Origin of the sequence: Cupriavidus sp. H19C3, from assembly GCF_049393815.1 — a bacterium.
In the GTDB taxonomy this organism is placed as follows: domain Bacteria; phylum Pseudomonadota; class Gammaproteobacteria; order Burkholderiales; family Burkholderiaceae; genus Cupriavidus.
Map to the genome: position 1 here is coordinate 1,106,519 of NZ_CP184986.1, position 16,514 is coordinate 1,123,032.

The 16,514-nt window shown below is 63.8% G+C and carries 15 protein-coding genes and 1 pseudogene; 7 read left to right on the forward strand and 9 right to left on the reverse strand.

The genetic code is table 11. The features are described from left to right. Positions 1 to 9: 9 nt before the first annotated feature. From DFLDMN_RS24550 to DFLDMN_RS24560, 3 genes are all read right to left on the reverse strand, one after another. Complete coding sequence (locus tag DFLDMN_RS24550) at positions 10 to 279, reverse strand: DUF2933 domain-containing protein (protein WP_205182442.1); 270 nt, start codon at positions 277 to 279, stop codon at positions 10 to 12. 378 nt (positions 280 to 657) lie between these two features. Continuing rightward, positions 658 to 888 (reverse strand): hypothetical protein, encoded by a 231-nt coding sequence (locus DFLDMN_RS24555; protein WP_240202917.1) that lies wholly within the window; start codon positions 886 to 888, stop codon positions 658 to 660. Positions 889 to 1,050: 162 nt separating this feature from the next. After that, a complete protein-coding gene (locus DFLDMN_RS24560; protein ID WP_205182453.1) occupies positions 1,051 to 1,494 on the reverse strand; it encodes a CzcE family metal-binding protein in 444 nt (147 codons plus the stop codon). Positions 1,495 to 2,106: 612 nt separating this feature from the next. Between DFLDMN_RS24560 and DFLDMN_RS24565 the strand changes: the two genes are divergently transcribed. The 6 genes and pseudogenes from DFLDMN_RS24565 (at position 2,107) to DFLDMN_RS24590 (ending at position 9,004) form a co-directional block, all read left to right on the forward strand. Next, positions 2,107 to 2,472, forward strand: a complete 366-nt coding sequence (locus DFLDMN_RS24565; protein ID WP_205182455.1) for a hypothetical protein — start codon at positions 2,107 to 2,109, stop codon at positions 2,470 to 2,472. A 118-nt stretch (positions 2,473 to 2,590) separates the two neighbouring features. Beyond that, positions 2,591 to 2,779, forward strand: coding sequence for a hypothetical protein (locus tag DFLDMN_RS24570; RefSeq protein ID WP_205182457.1), 189 nt, complete (start codon positions 2,591 to 2,593; stop codon positions 2,777 to 2,779). A 139-nt stretch (positions 2,780 to 2,918) separates the two neighbouring features. Then, positions 2,919 to 3,938 (forward strand): TolC family protein, encoded by a 1,020-nt coding sequence (locus DFLDMN_RS24575; RefSeq protein ID WP_374105060.1) that lies wholly within the window; start codon positions 2,919 to 2,921, stop codon positions 3,936 to 3,938. After that, positions 3,935 to 5,502: pseudogene (locus tag DFLDMN_RS24580) on the forward strand (efflux RND transporter periplasmic adaptor subunit). The gene DFLDMN_RS24575 and the pseudogene DFLDMN_RS24580 overlap by 4 nt, the downstream one beginning before the upstream one ends. Then, positions 5,499 to 8,669 carry an efflux RND transporter permease subunit gene (locus DFLDMN_RS24585; RefSeq protein ID WP_205182459.1) on the forward strand — a complete coding sequence of 1,057 codons (3,171 nt, stop codon included), beginning with the start codon at positions 5,499 to 5,501 and terminating at the stop codon, positions 8,667 to 8,669. The pseudogene DFLDMN_RS24580 and the gene DFLDMN_RS24585 overlap by 4 nt, the downstream one beginning before the upstream one ends. Continuing rightward, entirely contained in the window at positions 8,666 to 9,004 is a 339-nt protein-coding gene (locus tag DFLDMN_RS24590) for a copper-binding protein (protein WP_205182461.1), read from the forward strand. The genes DFLDMN_RS24585 and DFLDMN_RS24590 overlap by 4 nt, the downstream gene beginning before the upstream one ends. Positions 9,005 to 9,755: 751 nt before the next feature. Here DFLDMN_RS24590 and merA read toward each other — a convergent pair. Genes merA through merT form a run of 4 tightly spaced genes read right to left on the reverse strand, consistent with a single transcriptional unit; the run spans position 9,756 to position 12,566 of the window. Then, a complete protein-coding gene (gene merA, locus DFLDMN_RS24595) occupies positions 9,756 to 11,441 on the reverse strand; it encodes a mercury(II) reductase (protein WP_205182463.1) in 1,686 nt (561 codons plus the stop codon). A 40-nt stretch (positions 11,442 to 11,481) separates the two neighbouring features. Continuing rightward, complete coding sequence (gene merC, locus DFLDMN_RS24600) at positions 11,482 to 11,901, reverse strand: organomercurial transporter MerC (RefSeq protein WP_205182471.1); 420 nt, start codon at positions 11,899 to 11,901, stop codon at positions 11,482 to 11,484. 28 nt (positions 11,902 to 11,929) lie between these two features. Next, complete coding sequence (gene merP, locus DFLDMN_RS24605) at positions 11,930 to 12,202, reverse strand: mercury resistance system periplasmic binding protein MerP (RefSeq protein ID WP_205182473.1); 273 nt, start codon at positions 12,200 to 12,202, stop codon at positions 11,930 to 11,932. A 13-nt stretch (positions 12,203 to 12,215) separates the two neighbouring features. Then, a complete protein-coding gene (gene merT / locus DFLDMN_RS24610; RefSeq protein WP_205182475.1) occupies positions 12,216 to 12,566 on the reverse strand; it encodes a mercuric ion transporter MerT in 351 nt (116 codons plus the stop codon). A 71-nt stretch (positions 12,567 to 12,637) separates the two neighbouring features. Here merT and merR point away from each other — a divergent pair, with 71 nt between their 5' ends. Then, entirely contained in the window at positions 12,638 to 13,063 is a 426-nt protein-coding gene (gene merR / locus DFLDMN_RS24615) for an Hg(II)-responsive transcriptional regulator (RefSeq protein ID WP_205182477.1), read from the forward strand. Positions 13,064 to 13,166: 103 nt separating this feature from the next. Here the strand turns inward: merR and tnpC are convergent, their stop codons facing one another. Together tnpC and DFLDMN_RS24625 are read right to left on the reverse strand one after the other, a co-directional pair. Beyond that, the gene (gene tnpC, locus DFLDMN_RS24620; protein WP_205182479.1) at positions 13,167 to 13,511 is read right to left on the reverse strand and encodes a Tn3 family transposase post-transcriptional regulator TnpC; all 345 of its coding nucleotides are present in this window, start codon (positions 13,509 to 13,511) and stop codon (positions 13,167 to 13,169) included. Next, positions 13,504 to 16,503, reverse strand: coding sequence for a Tn3 family transposase (locus DFLDMN_RS24625; protein WP_205182481.1), 3,000 nt, complete (start codon positions 16,501 to 16,503; stop codon positions 13,504 to 13,506). Before DFLDMN_RS24625 ends, tnpC begins: the two co-directional genes overlap by 8 nt. Positions 16,504 to 16,514 lie beyond the last annotated feature (11 nt).

The following is a 16,514-nucleotide window of genomic DNA, read 5'->3' on the forward strand; positions in this document are numbered from 1 at the left end:
CTGGCTCCCTTAGTTGTTGGGCCGGGCATCCACTGAGTCATCCGACTTGCCTGTTACTGCGGCCTTGCCGTGGCCCCCGTGGCTGCCGTGGAAGAAATGCATCAGCGGACACAGCAACACTAGCGCAAAGGATAGCCAGGAGGCAACGTGGCTCCAGTCCCGGACGCCAAGCGCAATCGCCGCACCGCCGGCTACCGTAACCCAAGAGAAGCCGCGAAAACGCATGAATCCATGGGCCGCCCTGCCGGAGGCCGACGATTGGGGGCTGCAGTTCTTCATGACACGTTCCTTACACGAAGATGACGGGCATCGGAGGTGCGGCACTTCCGTGTCACGCCTGATGACGCCAGCTTAGACGTTCCCATCGTTGTAAGGTCAAGCGCAAGGAGGGTGCGCCGGTGGCAGGACTGTTCTCAAAGGCTAACCGCGCTTGGGTCCAGTATGGGTTGGCCGCCAATGAGAAGGCGCCTTTAGAATGACGAAGTGCTGAGCACGGGACTGCCGCTAGCCGAGCTGCGGCCTTGTGCTTCGTATCAGGGAAGACGACACCGCCGCCGAAGCAGTCGTGTCCCCTGGGCCGCTCTTTTCGCGGCCCACGGTAGGATGCCTGCAAGACGTCCGTAGCTGGATGGCTGCGCCTGCAGTGAGATGCGTGAATCAGGCGCCGTCCGTAAAGGTGTCGCGCGTTCCAACGGCGTGGCTGCCGTCACTGAACGGGTCGCGCGTACCCATCGCGTGGCTGCCGTCGCTGAACGGATCGCGCGTACCCATCGCATGGGCGCCATCAGTGAAGGAATCGCGCGGCGAGGTCACGCCGGCATTTGCTATGCCGGCCACGCCGCCGAGGGTTGCAACAGTCAGTGCGACAAGAGCAGTCTTCTTCAACATACACGTACGCATTTTGCTTCTCCTTTTCGATAATTGGCTCCATGAGCCTGCCAACACAGTGTAGAAAGCGGTACCCCACCGAGCCGTGACACCCACATGACAAAGCGGTCATCTCGGGTAGCCCGATGGGTAGGTCAGATTCGGTCCGAGCGGGTACCGAGGTCAGCCGCCGGTAAAGAGCCGACTACGTTCGATATAGACGCGTACACCTTGAGCATTCGGCATGCCCGGCAAGAGGATGCCCAGGTCTACGGTCGTTCCGCGAATCGACTCAGCGAACTTCCACGTTGCCTCCTGCTCCCCACTCCGAAATGTCACGGTGTCGCCGGACGCAACGTTGACGTACTTCATGCCGGGGGTCACTGTCACTGTGCGAGAGGCTGTTCCCGCAGGTACCTGGCTGCCAAAAATGGCGGCCTGCGAACCGACACGCGTTGCACTTACCTGCCCTGTTGCCGGAGCTGCAGCGGGATCTGCGGCCTGGCGCTGAACGTGCTGCGCCACGTCATCACCTGCGTTGGTCCTCGACTTGTCGGTGCTCCATGCAGAGGAGATGGACAACGCCGAAAGAACTAGCGCGGCGGCCACGGACTTGTTGGTTTTCATGGTGCACTCCATTGAAGTTTCGAGGCATCGACCTCTTGAATCAATGGTATGAGGCCGTCTCTCACCAGGGCGTTACGCAGCCATTACATCCCGGTAAGCTGTAGTGCCACTAGTCTGTCGAGTCGGCGATGCCATTCACGGATGCACGTCAGAAGGCAGGCATTCAAAATCGCACTGAAGAACAGCCGACGTTGCTTGACCTTCCTCCTATGGGAAGGTCCATAGTTACGGTAGACGGACTGCAACGTCCGTCGAACAGGGGGCCCCAGCCAGGGAGCGAGCCCTTTTCGCGCGGAGGTGACGCCATGACTGCCGCTACACAGACCTTGAATGACGATGTCCTTGCAGTGTTCAGGCGGGCATGCGAGCAAGAACAATATGCAGTCGCCGATCTTCTCCTGAGCGCCCTCGAAGCCATGGCTGGTCAAGACGAGGACAGCCGGCAACTGGACGAGGCGTATCTTGTGGTGGCGCACTGCTGCGCGCCCGCAAGCCGCTGCGCTGCGTCGGATAGCGCCCCGGCCCTACAGATAAGCGCCTCCTATACTGAAGGCATGCAAGGACAGACGGCACCTGCTTCAGGTCGTACGTCTGGCACGAGGGCGTGAGAAAATGAAGCAACTCTGGCGAGTCATCCTGCTGGTGACGCTCGCTGTGGCGTTCCCGTTGCGCACCCTTGCCATGTCTGCGGAGCGCTGCTGCACGTTCGGCGCTGTTCAGGCGTACGCTGCCCAGACCGACGTTGAGGGGACTGGCGATGGCTGCGATACGCCAGGCCTCTGTGCCGCAGGCGCGCCGTCCGGCAACACCGCTCACTCGATGTGCACTGCAACCTGTGCCGCCGCCGCCGTCACGCCGGCGATGGCAGGGAGCGCTGCGAGCCTTTGGGAATCTATCCTGTTCGCTCATCCGGAGCTCCCTTATTTCTCCGTTGTGTCGCCGCCCCTTGAGCGGCCACCTCAGGCGATAGTCTCCTGAGGTATCCGAACGCGGACAGCGCTGGTCCATGGCGTGCGCTAACGCGCCCAGCCTGCGAGCGCCTGTCCGGCACAAGCAGCAGCGACTGCCGCCCGCCGTTTCCGGCATCGACAGCACCATGCTGCTCGCAGTCAACGGGGAAATCATGAAGACCATCTTGTTTACTATGGTCGGCGCCATCGCCACTTCCGTATCCTTGGCCGCCGTGGCAGGCCCAGACTTTTATGTGATCGAAAAGGCGCGTGCCTCCAAGCAGGCAGAAGCGCACAAATCAGTGTCTCAACCCAAGGTCTGGCACATCGCGTAGCGGTTCCCCGCGACGCGATTCCGCGCGGGCCGCCACGCTTGCTCCCCATCCTCAACTGCTGTTTCCGAACGTAGCCTCCGACGCAACGCCTGCTATCGTGCCGAATGGCCCAGACAGGTTCTCGCTTGGCACGGACTCGATGACCATGAGGTCGATCAGCCTCATGCAGGAATTCACTCGCTCGGCGAAGCGCCAGGCCCGCGCCGAGCGTTTCGAGGCCGAGGCGTCTTCGGCCGAGGCCCAGCGCACGGTGGCGCTGGCCACCGTGCAGCGCGGCACCGCTACGGCATGGCTTGACCGCTGGTATGCCGAACGCGCGTACGGCGTGCTCACCGAACAGGCGAAGTCTATCAAGCTGATGGTGGATGCGGCACGGGCTGCCTATCGCGGCAACCGCGGTTCTCGCGCCGATATCCTGGCGGCCGAGCTTGAATTGCAGCAACTGCAGGATCGCGAAGACGAAGCCCGCGCCGCGGTCGCCTCGTCCCGGGCGATGCTGCGCCGGTGGGTCGGCGACGTTGCGGAGCTGCCACTGACCGAGCGCCCCGCGCTCGATGCGCCGGCCTGGCTCGATACTCTCGATTCTGCCGGCGCCACGCAACTGCCAGACGTCGCGGCCGCGGAGGCCCAGGTTAGCGTGGCCGAGGCGGATAGCCGCGTCGCGCGCGAGAACAAGGTTCCTGACGTCAGCGTCGAGCTGATGTACAGCCAGCGCGGCCCCGCCTACTCGAACATGGTGTCGCTGAACGTTTCGCTGCCGGTGCCCTGGGACCAAAAGAATCGCCAGGATCGCGAGCTGGCCTCCAAGCTCGCGCAGGCCAACGCTGCACGGGCGCAAGCCGAATCGGTACGCCGTGGCCTGATCGGACAACTCCGCGGCAAGCAGGCCGAATTGCAACTCAGCCAGTCACGCCTGGAGCGCTATCGAAATACCACCTTGCCACTGGCGAAGGCGCAAACCGAGGCGGCCCTGACTGCCTATCGCGCCGGCGCCGGCAGTCTGACAGCGGTGGCTGACGCCAGCCGCAAAGCGCTCAACATCTCCCTCGAACGGCTCAAGCTGGAGGCAGCGACCGCCAGGCTCTGGGCCGAGCTCACTTTCCTGATGCCGTTACCGACAGCCGCACAACCCATGTCGCCGCAAGGAGCCCAACAATGAAAAGGACCACGATTGCACGGACGGTGGCGGCCCTCGTTGTGGTGGCGAGCGTCGGCGGTGCCTATTTCCTCGGCCAACAACAGGGACGCCAGCATACGGCCTCGTCAACGACGCCCGCGGGCGGCTCCGGTGATGCGAGCCTCAAGGCCGGGGATATCGATCCCAGGACGGGCAAGCGCATCCTCTATTGGCATGATCCGATGGTGCCGGGCCAGCGCTTTGACAAATCGGGCAAGTCGCCCTTCATGGATATGGCGTTGTCGCCTGTGTACGAGGAGGCCGCTGGCGGCGCGGCCGTCACCATCGACAGCCGCGTGACCCAGAACCTTGGTATCCGGACGGCCGAGGTCAAGGCGGGCCGGCTGGAAGCGGCACTGGAAGTTCCAGGGAATGTCGCGATCAACGAACGCGGTATCGAAGTGCTGCAGGCCCGTACGACTGGATTCGTCGAGCACGCGTATGCCAGGACGACGCTGGATCCGGTCCGTAAAGGCCAGCCGCTGGCGCAGATCTACTCGCCTGAATGGGTCGCCGCGCAAGAGGAATACCTCGCCGTGGCCCGCATGGGCGGCAGCCTACAGAGCGATTTGCGCGAAGCCGCCATTGCCCGCATGCGGCAGGCTGGCATGACCGAGAGCCACATCCGCCTGGTGCAGAACACCGGCAAGCTACAGCCGCGGCTCACCGTCACGAGTTCGGTAGACGGCATCGTCACTGAGATCGGCGCGCGTGACGGCATGACGGTGTCTCCCGGCACGACGCTGTTTCGCATTGCCAGCTTGGCAACGGTATGGGTGCTGGCCGAAGTGCCGGAGAGCCAGGCCGCGCAGCTACGGCCCGGACAAAACGTGTCGGCAGTCGCGGCAGCCCTGCCCGGACAAACGCTGACCGGCAAGGTCAACGCCATCCTTCCAGACATCAACACAGGCACCCGAACTATCAAGGTGCGGATCGAGTTGCAGAACAAGGGCCGTCAGTTGTTGCCAGGCATGTTCGTGACTGCCCGCTTTGGTGCCTCACCTGGACCCGACCGCCTGCTTGTCCCGACCGCCTGCTTGTCCCGACCGAGTCGCTGATCCGCACCGGGACGCGCACGATCGCCATGGTGGAAACCGGCCAGGATGGCTTCAGCCCCGTCGAGGTCAAGACGGGTGCCGCCGCTGGCGGGCAGACCGAGGTGATCGAAGGCCTCAAGGCTGGGCAGAAGGTCGTGGTCTCCGGGCAGTTTCTGATCGACTCCGAAGCCAGCCTGCGCGGTACCGCGCAGCGCATGACGGCAGCGCCAGCCGCTTCGGCACCAGCCGCCGCGGCTGCAGGGCCGGAGCACGAAGGCGTCGGGCGTGTGGAGGCGGTGAGCGCTGCAGGCATGACGATTTCCCACGGCCCGATCCCGTCGGCACAGTGGGGCGCCATGACCATGGACTTTGCTGCGCCGCCGTCAGGCATGCCGAAGGGGTTCAAGCCGGGTGATCGCATCCGGTTCCGCTTCCACCTGAACAACGAAGGCGCGGCGACCCTGTCATCGGTTGAGCCCGCCACCTCTGCGCAGGGAGCCAAACCATGATCGTCCGGCTTATCCTTACTTCCATCCGCAATCGCTTCCTGGTGCTGCTGGCAACTGCCATGCTTACCGCCTGGGGCTCGTGGGCCGTGCGCAGTACACCGCTCGATGCACTGCCGGACCTGTCCGACGTGCAGGTGATCGTCCGCACGCCATTCCCCGGCCAGGCGCCCCAGATCGTAGAAAACCAGGTCACCTATCCCCTGACCACGACGATGCTGTCCGTGCCCGGCGCCAAGACCGTGCGCGGCTATTCGTTCTTCGGCGATTCCTATGTCTACGTGCTATTCGAGGACGGGACCGACCTGTACTGGGCGCGCTCGCGCGTGCTGGAGTACCTGAACCAGGTGCAATCGCGGCTGCCGGCAGCAGCCAAGCCCGCGCTCGGCCCCGATGCCACCGGCGTCGGCTGGATCTATGAGTATGCCTTGGTTGACAAGACCGGCCAGCATGACCTCAGCCAGCTACGGGCGCTACAGGACTGGTTCCTGCGCTTCGAGCTCAAGTCCCTCCCCAACGTCGCCGAAGTGGCCTCGCTCGGCGGCATGGTCAAGCAATACCAGATCGTGCTGATGCCGGATCGGCTGCGCGCCTATAACCTGTCGCAAGCCAAGGTGCTGGCAGCGCTCAAGGGCGCCAACCAGGAAACCGGCGGCTCGGTGCTGGAGTTGGGCGAAGCGGAGTACATGGTCCGGGCGTCCGGTTACCTGAAAACGCTGGACGACTTTCGCCAGATTCCGCTGGTCACCAGCGAGGCGGGCATCCCGGTACGGCTGGGCGACGTTGCCACCGTGCAGCTCGGCCCCGAAATGCGGCGTGGCATTGCCGAACTGAATGGCCAGGGCGAAGTTGCCGGCGGCGTCATCGTGCTGCGGTCAGGCAAGAATGCCCTGGAGACCATTGAAGCGGTCAAGACCAAGCTCGCCACCTTGCAAACGAGCCTGCCAAATGGCGTTGAGATCGTCACGACATACGACCGCTCGGCGCTGATCAAGCGAGCGGTGGACAACCTCACCACCAAGCTGATCGAGGAATTTGCGGTCGTGGCACTGGTCTGCCTGGTGTTTCTCTTTCACTTGCGCTCGGCGCTGGTGGCCATCGTCTCGCTGCCGCTGGGCGTGCTGGCCGCCCTCCTGGTGATGCGCTACCAGGGCGTGAATGCCAACATCATGTCACTGGGGGGCATTGCCATCGCCATCGGTGCAATGGTCGATGCCGCGGTGGTCATGATCGAGAACGCGCACAAGCATCTCGAGCACTGGCATGCCGACAACCCGCAGCGCGAACTCAGCGAGCATGAGCGCTGGCGCGTCATTGGCGAGTCGGCGGCCGAGGTCGGGCCGGCCCTGTTCTTCTCGCTACTGATCATCACGCTGTCGTTTATTCCGGTGTTCACGCTGGAGGCGCAGGAGGGCCGGCTTTTCTCGCCGCTCGCCTTTACCAAGACCTATTCCATGGCGGCCGCGGCGGGATTGTCCGTCACCTTGGTACCGGTTTTGATGGGTTATATGATCCGCGGCAAGATTCCGTCGGAGCAGGCCAATCCGCTCAACCGTTGGCTTATTCGCGGCTACCAGCCGCTGCTCGGCAAGGTGCTCACGTATCCGAAGACCACGCTGGCGATTGCCGCCGTGCTGCTCATCGCTACCGCGTGGCCAATTATGCGCATTGGTGGGGAATTCATGCCGCCCCTGGATGAAGGGGATCTGCTCTATATGCCCTCGGCGTTGCCAGGTCTCTCCGCAGGCAAAGCCTCCCAGCTCCTGCAGCAGACCGATCGACTGATCAAGACCGTGCCGGAGGTCGCGACGGTGTACGGCAAGGCGGGCCGCGCCGATACCGCAACCGATCCGGCGCCGATAGAGATGTTCGAGACCACCATCCAGTTCAAGCCGAAGGACCAATGGCGTGCCGGCATGACCACCGACAAGCTGGTGGAGGAGCTCGATCGCGTCGTCAAGGTGCCAGGGCTATCCAACATCTGGGTGCCGCCGATCCGCAACCGCATCGACATGCTCGCCACCGGCATCAAAAGTCCGGTGGGGATCAAGGTCGCCGGTACGGATCTGAAGGAAATTGATCGCCTGGCCACGCGCATCGAGGAGGCCGTCAAGACGGTTCCCGGCGTCACCTCCGCGCTGGCCGAACGGCTCACGGGCGGCCGGTACATCGACGTCGATATCGATCGGGGCGCTGCGGGTCGGTACGGCCTGAACATTGAAGACGTTCAGGCGATCGTCTCATCGGCCATCGGTGGCGAAAACGTCGGCGAAGTGGTCGACGGGCTCGCGCGCTTTCCGATCAATGTCCGGTATCCCCGCGACTATCGGGACTCCATCGAGCAACTGCGCAGTCTGCCGATCGTGACCGACAAGGGGCTGCAAATCACGCTGGCCGACGTTGCGCGCATCCAGGTCGTGCAAGGGCCGCCCATGCTGCGCAGTGAAAACGCGCGACTTTCAGGGTGGATCTACGTCGACATTCGCGGCAGAGACCTGCGTTCGGCGGTGCAGGACATGCAGACGGCGGTCGCCAAAGCCGTCCCGATGCCAGCCGGGTACTCGTTGAGCTGGTCGGGGCAGTTCGAGTATCTCGAGCGCGCCACCGCCAAGCTGAAGGTGGTGGTCCCGTTCACCCTGCTGATCATCTTCGTCTTGCTGTACCTGGTGTTCGGACGGCTGGATGAGGCGCTGCTCATCATGGGGACCCTGCCGCTGGCCTTGATCGGCGGCTTCTGGCTACTCTATCTGCTAGGGTACAACCTGTCCGTGGCCGGGATTGTCGGCTTCATCGCTCTCGCTGGGGTCGCTGCCGAATTCGGCGTCATCATGCTGCTCTACCTGAAACATGCCTGGCAGGAACGGCTCGAGGATGGGCAAATCAATCTCGCGGCTCTGCACGATGCCATCCAGGAAGGCGCCGTGCTGCGTGTGCGCCCGAAGGCGATGACCGTGGCGGTGATTCTGGCCGGCCTGCTTCCCATCATGTGGTCGCACGGCACCGGCTCAGAAGTGATGCAGCGCATCGCTGCACCGATGGTCGGCGGCATGGTGACGGCGCCGCTGCTGTCCATGTTTGTGGTCCCGGCGGTGTATTTGCTGCTACGCCGCCGTCAGATCAAGCAGACTTCCCTTTCCCCCAACCTCACACCTCAGGAGGAATCGCAATGAAACACCTCAAGACCCTCGCCGCCGCCCTGGCCCTGATTACCGCGCCGGCCGTGTTCGCCGCGGGTTCGATGGACGGCATGGACATGAAGGCACCCGCTGCCTCACAACAAGCGCCTCGGCCGGTGTCCGCAGAAACCAAGAAGATCGATGCGCAGACCGGCAAGGTTACGCTCAAGCACGGCCCGATTGAGAACTTGGGTATGCCAGGCATGACCATGGCGTTTCCGGTCAAGGATCGCGCCTCGCTTAGCAAGTTCAAGGAAGGCGATGCCGTGTCGGTGACCTTCGACAAGGTGGATGGCGCGCCGACGGTCGTGGACATGCAGCGCAAATAATCCGCGCCATGCGCGTACGGCTTGCTGCCAACGGCCGTGCGCGCCTTGACCTTCCATCAGGCCTGACAATGTCAAGCCGCCTGCTTTCGGGTCGCCGTTGCGCAAGGGGCCCGGCTGACCGGATCCAAATCGAATTTCTATCGTGCGCCGCTCCCCTTTTGATCTGCCACACGATGTGCTTGTTGTCGTCCTGAGCTCACTGGCAATCATCCTTTGTATGCTCGGACTGTTTGCTTGGTATCTGCGGCGACGGCACGGCTCTCGCCGGCGAACCCGCAACCAACATGGCACGGTCTCGCGCAAGCGCACCAGGAGGCCGACGAGACGGCGTAAATAGCGGTCGGAAAGGGGTCGTCCACTGGTTATCTCCTTGCAATGGCGCGCACGGCTGGGCTTCCATTGAATCATCATGGTACGGGCGACGCCCAGGCGCCGCCGCTACTTTGCTTGCATCCGGGCTAGCAACAGCTCAGGCCACCCATCATGCGCTGATGCATCAAAAGCATGCCTACCACACCAAGAATGGCAATCACGCCGATGGCAGCGCACACAATCAAGATGACTTTCCAAATTGACGATTTGTTCACGCTTTGTCTCTCCTAACGCCTAGCTGATGCCGGCAAAGTTCGTCACGGCATTTAACCTCAGCAACAAGAACGATGCCGCAGACGCGCGAGCGAGCTGGCTACCCAATGGACCTGAATGCGACAGGCATCGGCACTGAGGCGGCTGAAATGAGCGCGGTTGTTCCTCAGCCTGCACAGCAGGATAGTTGCGCCACATCCCTGGAGAAGGTCTGCGCGGCCAGTTTGAGTCCCTCGACCATTGTCAGGTATGGGAACAACTGGTTTGCCAGCTCCTGCACGGTCATCCGCGCCCGGATCGCCAATGCTGCCGTCTGGATCATTTCACCTGCTTCCGGCGCCACCGCTTGCACGCCGATCAAGCGGTCCGATCCTGCCTCAGCGACCAGCTTGATGAAGCCACGCGTGTCGAAATTGGCGAGCGCGCGCGGCACGTTGTCGAGCGTCAGCAGCCGGCTATTGGTCTCGATGCCGTCATGGTGCGCTTCCGCTTCGCTGTAGCCCACGGTGGCGACCTGCGGGTCGGTAAACACGACCGCCGGCATCGTGCTCAGATCGAGCGCAGCATCGCCTCCGGTCATGTTGATCGCGGCGCGAGTGCCGGCTGCCGCCGCCACGTAGACGAATTGCGGCTGGTCGGTGCAGTCGCCGGCGGCGTAGATATGCGGCGCCGTGGTGCGCATGCCATGGTCGATGACGATCGCACCCTGCGAGTTGACCGTCACCCCCGCCGCCTCCAGTGCCAGCTCACGCGTGTTGGGCGCGCGGCCGGTGGCGACCAGCAACTGGTCGGCGCGAATTTCGCTGTGCCCAGTGGTGAGCACGAATTCGCCGTTCGCGTAGGCCACCTGGCTGGCCTGCGTGTGTTCCAGCACCGTGATGCCGTCGGCACGGAAGGCGCCTGCCACGGCCTCGCCGATGGCCGGATCTTCCCGGAAAAACAGCGTGCTGCGCGCCAGGATCGTGGCCTTGCTGCCGAGCCGGGCGAAGGCCTGCGCCAGCTCCACGGCCACCACCGACGAGCCGATCACGGCCAGCCGCTTGGGCAGGGAGTCGCTGGCCAGCGCCTCGTTCGAGGTCCAGTAGGGGGTGTCCTGCAGGCCGGGGATCGGCGGCACGGCCGCGCTGGCGCCAGTGGCGATCAGGCAGCGGTCAAATGCCACCTCGCGCTCGCCGCCCTCGGCCAGGCGCACGATCAGGGCATGCTCGTTCTGGAAGTGGGCCTCGCCGCGCAGCACCGTGATGGCCGGGGTGCTTGCCAGGATGCCCTCGTACTTGGCGTGGCGCAGCTCATCGACGCGCCCCTGCTGCTGGGCCAGCAGGCGTTCGCGCGAGATCGCCGGCGGTGTGGCCGGGATGCCGCCGTCGAATGGGCTTTCGCGGCGCAGGTGGGCAATGTGGGCCGCGCGGATCATAATCTTGGACGGCACGCAGCCAACGTTGACACAGGTGCCACCAATGGTGCCGCGCTCGATCAGGGTGACCTGCGCACCTTGCTCGACGGACTTGAGCGCCGCCGCCATCGCGGCGCCGCCGCTGCCGATGATGGCGATATGCAGGCTGCCGGCTTCGTCCCCGGACTTGTCACCGCCGCTCAGCCAGCCCAACGCCTTGTCGAGCAGGCTGCCGCGCTTTTCCGCCGGCGGGGCCTCGGCGAGCATGACCCGGTAGCCGAGGCCGGCCACGGCAGCGGTCAACGAATCCGGCGACGTGCCGGGGTCGGTAGCGAGTTGCGCCGTCCCCTTCGGATAGGACACGACCGCAGACCGCACGCCCGGCACCTTCTCCAAGGCATCCTTAACGTGGACGGCGCACGAGTCGCAGGTCATGCCAGTGATCTTCAATTGGGTCATACTACAGTTCCTATGTTCACTTCGGCAGCGGCCAACGCGGTCAGCCGCGCTTGGCCGGGGGTTCACAGGCGTTCGGTGCCCCGCAGCACTTTGCCGGCGAGACGAAGTCCCAGATCGATACCACGACCATGAAGGCCAGGCCGACATAGAGCAGCGCCTCGCTGCGCCAGCCAACCGTCAAATACACCGCGGCCAGCACCAGGAGGGGGCCGATCACGCCGAGCGCAGTCCGTTGCCACTGCCGATGGTTAAGCCAGGCGGTCGCATTGGCGAGCAGCGCGATGCCAGCGAACCCTGGCAGCAGGACGCTTATGAACAGCCCTTCGTACTGGCTCAGGAAGCCCAGGCCAATGGCCGCGCCCAGGCCGGCGATGGCGGGAAAGCAACTTGCGCAACCCATCGCCGAGACGATGCCGCCGAGCGCCCCTGCCTTGTTGGCCACGCGCGTGATCAGTCCCATGATCTTGCTCCCGCGTTCGCTGCGGGGCTTACCGCTTGACGCTGGACGGATAGCCCGCGTCCTCGGTCGCCTTGGTCAGTTTCTGCACGCTGGTCTTGGCATTGTCAAAGGTGACGACGGCCTGGCGCTTCTCGAAGCTCACGTCGGTCTTGCTCACGCCGTCGACCTTGGAGAGCGCCTTTTTGACCGTGATCGGGCAGGTTTCGCAAGTCATGCCCGGCACGGACAGCGTGACGGTTTGCATGGCGGCCCACGCGGGAGCGACGGCGGCGAGCGCGAGGGCGGCAAACAGCTTCTTCATGGCGAACTCCTGATCAGTAGAAAAATGGCATCACGTAGGGAAATCCGAGCGCAACCAGAACCAGCAGGGCGACGGCCCAGAAAATGAGCTTGTAGGTGGCGCGTACCTGCGGGATAGCGCAGGCCTCGCCCGGCTTGCAGATTTGCGCCGGGCGGAAAATGCGCCGCCAGCCGAACAACAGTGCCACCAGCGCCGTGCCGATAAACAGGGGCCGATATGGCTCCAGCGCGGTCAGGTTACCGATCCAGGCCCCGCTGAAACCGAGCGCGACCAGGACCAACGGCCCCAGGCAGCAGGTGGAGGCGAGGATGGCGGCCAGCCCGCCGGCAAAGAGTGCACTGCGCCCGTGTTGCGGTTTCGACATGCGCTTGGTCTTTCGAATCGGGAAGGGATAACGTAAGCTTACTTCCGTAGTTTTGTACGGAGTCAAGCGGGATGGAGCGCAACTTGGAGAATTTGACCATTGGCGCCTTCGCCAAGGCGGCCGAGATCAATGTGGAAACCATTCGGTTCTACCAGCGCAAGGGGCTGCTGCCGGAGCCGGACAAGCCTTATGGCAGCATCCGCCGCTATGGCGAAGCGGATGTGACGCGCGTGAGGTTCGTGAAAGCGGCCCAGCGGCTGGGATTCAGTCTGGAAGAAATTGGCGAACTGCTTCGCCTGGAGGACGGCACCCATTGCGAGGAAGCCAGCAGTCTGGCCGAGCGCAAGCTCAACGACGTGCGCGCAAAGCTGGCTGACCTGAGACGCATGGAGGCTGTGCTGTCCGATCTGGTGTGCGCCTGCCATGCCCGACAGGGCAACGTATCCTGCCCGCTGATCGCGTCGCTGCAAGCGGGAAAAGTTCGCCAAAGGGCGTAGTGGATGCGGCTACGCTGCTCCAGCTCGTTCCGGCTTTTGCTCTGCCGCTTCGTCGCAGCCGGCCTCACATGTGCCGTCTCGACGGGCAAGCGACCTGGCCGAGTCAGACATCGTCGCGGGGGCGCAGCGGCTCTAGTGGGCGCAGCGCATGCACGGCGCGCTTGAGCAGCACGATCCAGTCGTCCAGTTCTTCTATGATGGCCTCGGCTTGGTCCACGAGGGTCGGACCAGTGGTTGGATACGACAATGCGGCGCCGTTGATCAGAGTATGTGCCATGCCGTGCAAGCACAGCAGATCGTCGCGCAGCCCGGCTGGCTCACAGCAACGCGCGCGGATCGCATCGAGTTGTTCCACCACGCGCAGGATGGTGGTCGTGTCGAACGTGTCCCGAAGCGCTTGCAACGCCTCGGCGTCGACCCTGCCGTAAGGGGTATCGGTGTCAGGCATGACGCGGTTTGCGGACGGAATGGGCGGGGCCGGCAAAGAGGCTGTCGCGAATCCAGGCTTCCGGCAACCGCTCCAAATTGAGTTTATAGTCGCCGAAGCGCTTGATGTTGCTGGTGAGGTAGGGACTCAGGAAGCCGATGTCGGCCACGTCGACCTTGATCCCTTCCTTCACCATCGCGCGCAGGGCCTGCATCATATCCGCCGTGTTCTGAAGAATCACGGCCGAGGCGATCAGGTCGTTGTAGCGCAGGCGCTTCTGCTGTTCGTCGGGGTCGTTTTCGGCCAGCACGTCACCGCCGAACGAGAACCATTTGGCAAAGCCATTGTAGGACTCGATCTTGTTGGTGGTCGCGGTGATCTCCTGGCGCAACTCGCGGCTGCCGATCCATTCGAGCAGGAACGCCGTGCGCACGACCTTGCCGAGTTCCTGCGCCGCCAGAAACAGGCGGTTGCGGCGGCTTTCCGAGCCGAACCGGCGCAGCAGGAGCGGCGAGGAGATTGTTCCGGCCTGAATCGATAGCGCTACCTGCATCAGGTCCTGCCAGTGGAAGGCGATCAGGTCCCAGTCCACGATGTCCGAGAACAGCCGGTCGATGTGCTTGTATTTGGTGTTGGCATCGGCTCGGTAAAGCTTCAGATCCTGCCAGTTGCGGATGCGCGGCATCAGGTTGATGCCCAGCAGATGCGTGAAGGCGAACACCGCGGCCGACTGGCCCTGGGTGTCGGCGTGCACGGTATCGGCCTCGACACTCAAGCCGGCCTTGAGCAGACCCTCGATCACGTAGATGGCTTCCCACACGCCGGGCGGAATGAAATGCCGGAACACCGCGATGTAGTTGTCGGCCACGTGCCGGTAGGCCACCGCGCCCATCTTGCGGTAGCGGAAGTGGTAGCCGGCCAGCAGGTTGTTGTCGTAGAAGTCGTACTGAGTGCCGTCAGCCGCGACGGTCTTGCCATCCCCCCAGTGCTTGGGCAGGTCGAGCCGCAGATACAGTTCGATCAATTCCCGCTGCGCGGTTTCGAGACGCTCCAGGCTCAGATGCCGGCGGTTGACGAACGACATCATGTGCGGCGTGACCCGATCCCCCATATGGCGGGCGGCCTGGGTGGGCCCCAGGTTGCAGCCCATGGCGAAGATAGTCAGCAGGTAGCGCTCGGCGGCATTGCGGATCTTGGGGTCGCTGCCGGAGAGCGGGCCGAAGTGCCGCGTGAAGTGGGTCCAGTGCTCGATGTTGGCCAGCACGTCCAGCAGATTGCGCGTGGGCATGCGCCGGATCAGCGCCTGTTGCAGGGCCACCGCGCTGGCCGGGATCTCCCTGGCGATCGTCCGCTTGAGCACGGGTTCGCCGTCCTGGCCGATGGTGACGTGCTGGCGCTTGTCGGGAAAACTGGCATCCAGCGTACGCGCCGTGTCGGTCAGCCACTGGCGTAGATGCGCCACGAAGTCCTGCGCGTTGGCCGGCATGTCCAGCTTGGCGCAGTATTCGGGCAGGCGCCGTTCGCATTCCCGCCAGGGCAGTAGGTGCGCACGGTAATCGGCAAAGGCATCCGACCCCACCACGCACAGGTCGCCGGAGCGTAGCTCGTTGACCATATGCGAGAGCACGCAGAGTTCCAGGTAGCGCCGATTGGTGGGGGCGCCCTGGTCGTGGGGGCGGCGCACCAGCTTTCGCCACCGTTCCGAGGCGAAGCTCACATCGACGTCGGCGGCGATCCATTCGCGATGCAGGGATTCGTTCTCCAGCACCACCGCAAGTGCCGCCAGCAGCGTGCGCGACTGGCTGGTCGACTCCCATTCCAGCACCTGCGCCAGGCGCAGCATCACGGAGCGGTGCGCGCGGAAATGCCGCCATAGCAGCGGCAAGTAGTTGTTGCCGCTGAAGGCCCGCACCTCGGCGCAGCTCTCGCGCAGCGGCTCCAGATCGCCGGACGGCGCAAGGAAGCAGCGCACCTGCCGGCCGATCAGCGCGTCGTCCTGGCCGTCGGCGACGATATCCACCACGCCGTCGAGCAAGGTGACCAGCTTCTCCATCTGCGCGCGCTGATGAGACTGGATGCGCTCCATCTCGTCGCGCGCCCGCTTGTGGATGGCGCCCATGCGCCGGATGAACATCTCCGCGAGATCGTCGCGGGTGCGCACGCGCATATGGTTGAGCAAGGCAACGATCAGCGTGTAGCGCTTCTCAGGCAGGATCTCCCGTAAATTGGCCGCGTCCAGGCTCATGGCCTGTCCGGCCAGCGAGCGCAGCTTCGAGGCGGGCACGCCTGCGATTGCGCCAGAGAAATCGCCAAGACCATCAAGTAAGGTCAGGTGTTCTATGAGTAGGTTGAGATGCTTGCGTGATGGACGGCGCGCGTGGCGCTTGATGTTGTTGTAGGCGGTCAGGCGGTTGGTGAACTCCCGGATGAGAAGCTGGTCCAGCCGTTGCCGTTCCTCATCCGACAAGCGCCTTGCGACGCGTCGAAACAGCGCGGTCTGCGTGCGGGTGTGAATCTGTTCGGCAATGTTGTCTAGGGTGGAGAACGCTGGCAGCTCGACCTGGTGCAGGATCAGCGCATCTATGGTGGCGTTGATGATGTCCACCTGCTGGTCCATCGTTTCCGCGGCTTCGCGCGCGGCCCGGATCGTGACCTCGTTGGCATCGGTGCCAATATAGGGCTGGACGCCGAGAAATTCGCGCACCGCCGTGTAATGCCGGTATAGCGTAGGGGACAGCTTGCGGTCATAGCCAAACGCGGCATCTTGCGCCAGACCAGCGCTGGCGCGCACATGGTCGATCACGACGACGGGAATGCTGTCCAGGTTGGGGAAGTAATGCAGTTGCTGGAAGACCTTCAGCAGTACCAGCAAGCCAAGTCGCGGACCTTGTCCACGGGTTGAGCGGGTGGACCACTCCAGTTCCTCAGCACCCGGCGTGTAGCACGCCTGTAGCTCCTTGGTGGAGAAAACCTTCGGGAAACGCGGGTAGGCGGTACGCTCGACGGTGGCCATACAGGATCTCG

Excerpts from the sequence above, each read along its gene's own strand:
- DFLDMN_RS24550 (WP_205182442.1), bottom strand. The coding sequence starts at position 279 with ATGAAGAACTGCAGCCCCCAATCGTCGGCCTCCGGCAGGGCGGCCCAT.
- DFLDMN_RS24555 (WP_240202917.1), bottom strand. The coding sequence starts at position 888 with ATGTTGAAGAAGACTGCTCTTGTCGCACTGACTGTTGCAACCCTCGGC.
- DFLDMN_RS24560 (WP_205182453.1), bottom strand. The coding sequence starts at position 1,494 with ATGAAAACCAACAAGTCCGTGGCCGCCGCGCTAGTTCTTTCGGCGTTG.
- DFLDMN_RS24565 (WP_205182455.1), top strand. The coding sequence starts at position 2,107 with ATGAAGCAACTCTGGCGAGTCATCCTGCTGGTGACGCTCGCTGTGGCG.
- DFLDMN_RS24570 (WP_205182457.1), top strand. The coding sequence starts at position 2,591 with ATGCTGCTCGCAGTCAACGGGGAAATCATGAAGACCATCTTGTTTACT.
- DFLDMN_RS24575 (WP_374105060.1), top strand. The coding sequence starts at position 2,919 with ATGACCATGAGGTCGATCAGCCTCATGCAGGAATTCACTCGCTCGGCG.
- DFLDMN_RS24585 (WP_205182459.1), top strand. The coding sequence starts at position 5,499 with ATGATCGTCCGGCTTATCCTTACTTCCATCCGCAATCGCTTCCTGGTG.
- DFLDMN_RS24590 (WP_205182461.1), top strand. The coding sequence starts at position 8,666 with ATGAAACACCTCAAGACCCTCGCCGCCGCCCTGGCCCTGATTACCGCG.
- merA (WP_205182463.1), bottom strand. The coding sequence starts at position 11,441 with ATGACCCAATTGAAGATCACTGGCATGACCTGCGACTCGTGCGCCGTC.
- merC (WP_205182471.1), bottom strand. The coding sequence starts at position 11,901 with ATGGGACTGATCACGCGCGTGGCCAACAAGGCAGGGGCGCTCGGCGGC.
- merP (WP_205182473.1), bottom strand. The coding sequence starts at position 12,202 with ATGAAGAAGCTGTTTGCCGCCCTCGCGCTCGCCGCCGTCGCTCCCGCG.
- merT (WP_205182475.1), bottom strand. The coding sequence starts at position 12,566 with ATGTCGAAACCGCAACACGGGCGCAGTGCACTCTTTGCCGGCGGGCTG.
- merR (WP_205182477.1), top strand. The coding sequence starts at position 12,638 with ATGGAGCGCAACTTGGAGAATTTGACCATTGGCGCCTTCGCCAAGGCG.
- tnpC (WP_205182479.1), bottom strand. The coding sequence starts at position 13,511 with ATGCCTGACACCGATACCCCTTACGGCAGGGTCGACGCCGAGGCGTTG.
- DFLDMN_RS24625 (WP_205182481.1), bottom strand. The coding sequence starts at position 16,503 with ATGGCCACCGTCGAGCGTACCGCCTACCCGCGTTTCCCGAAGGTTTTC.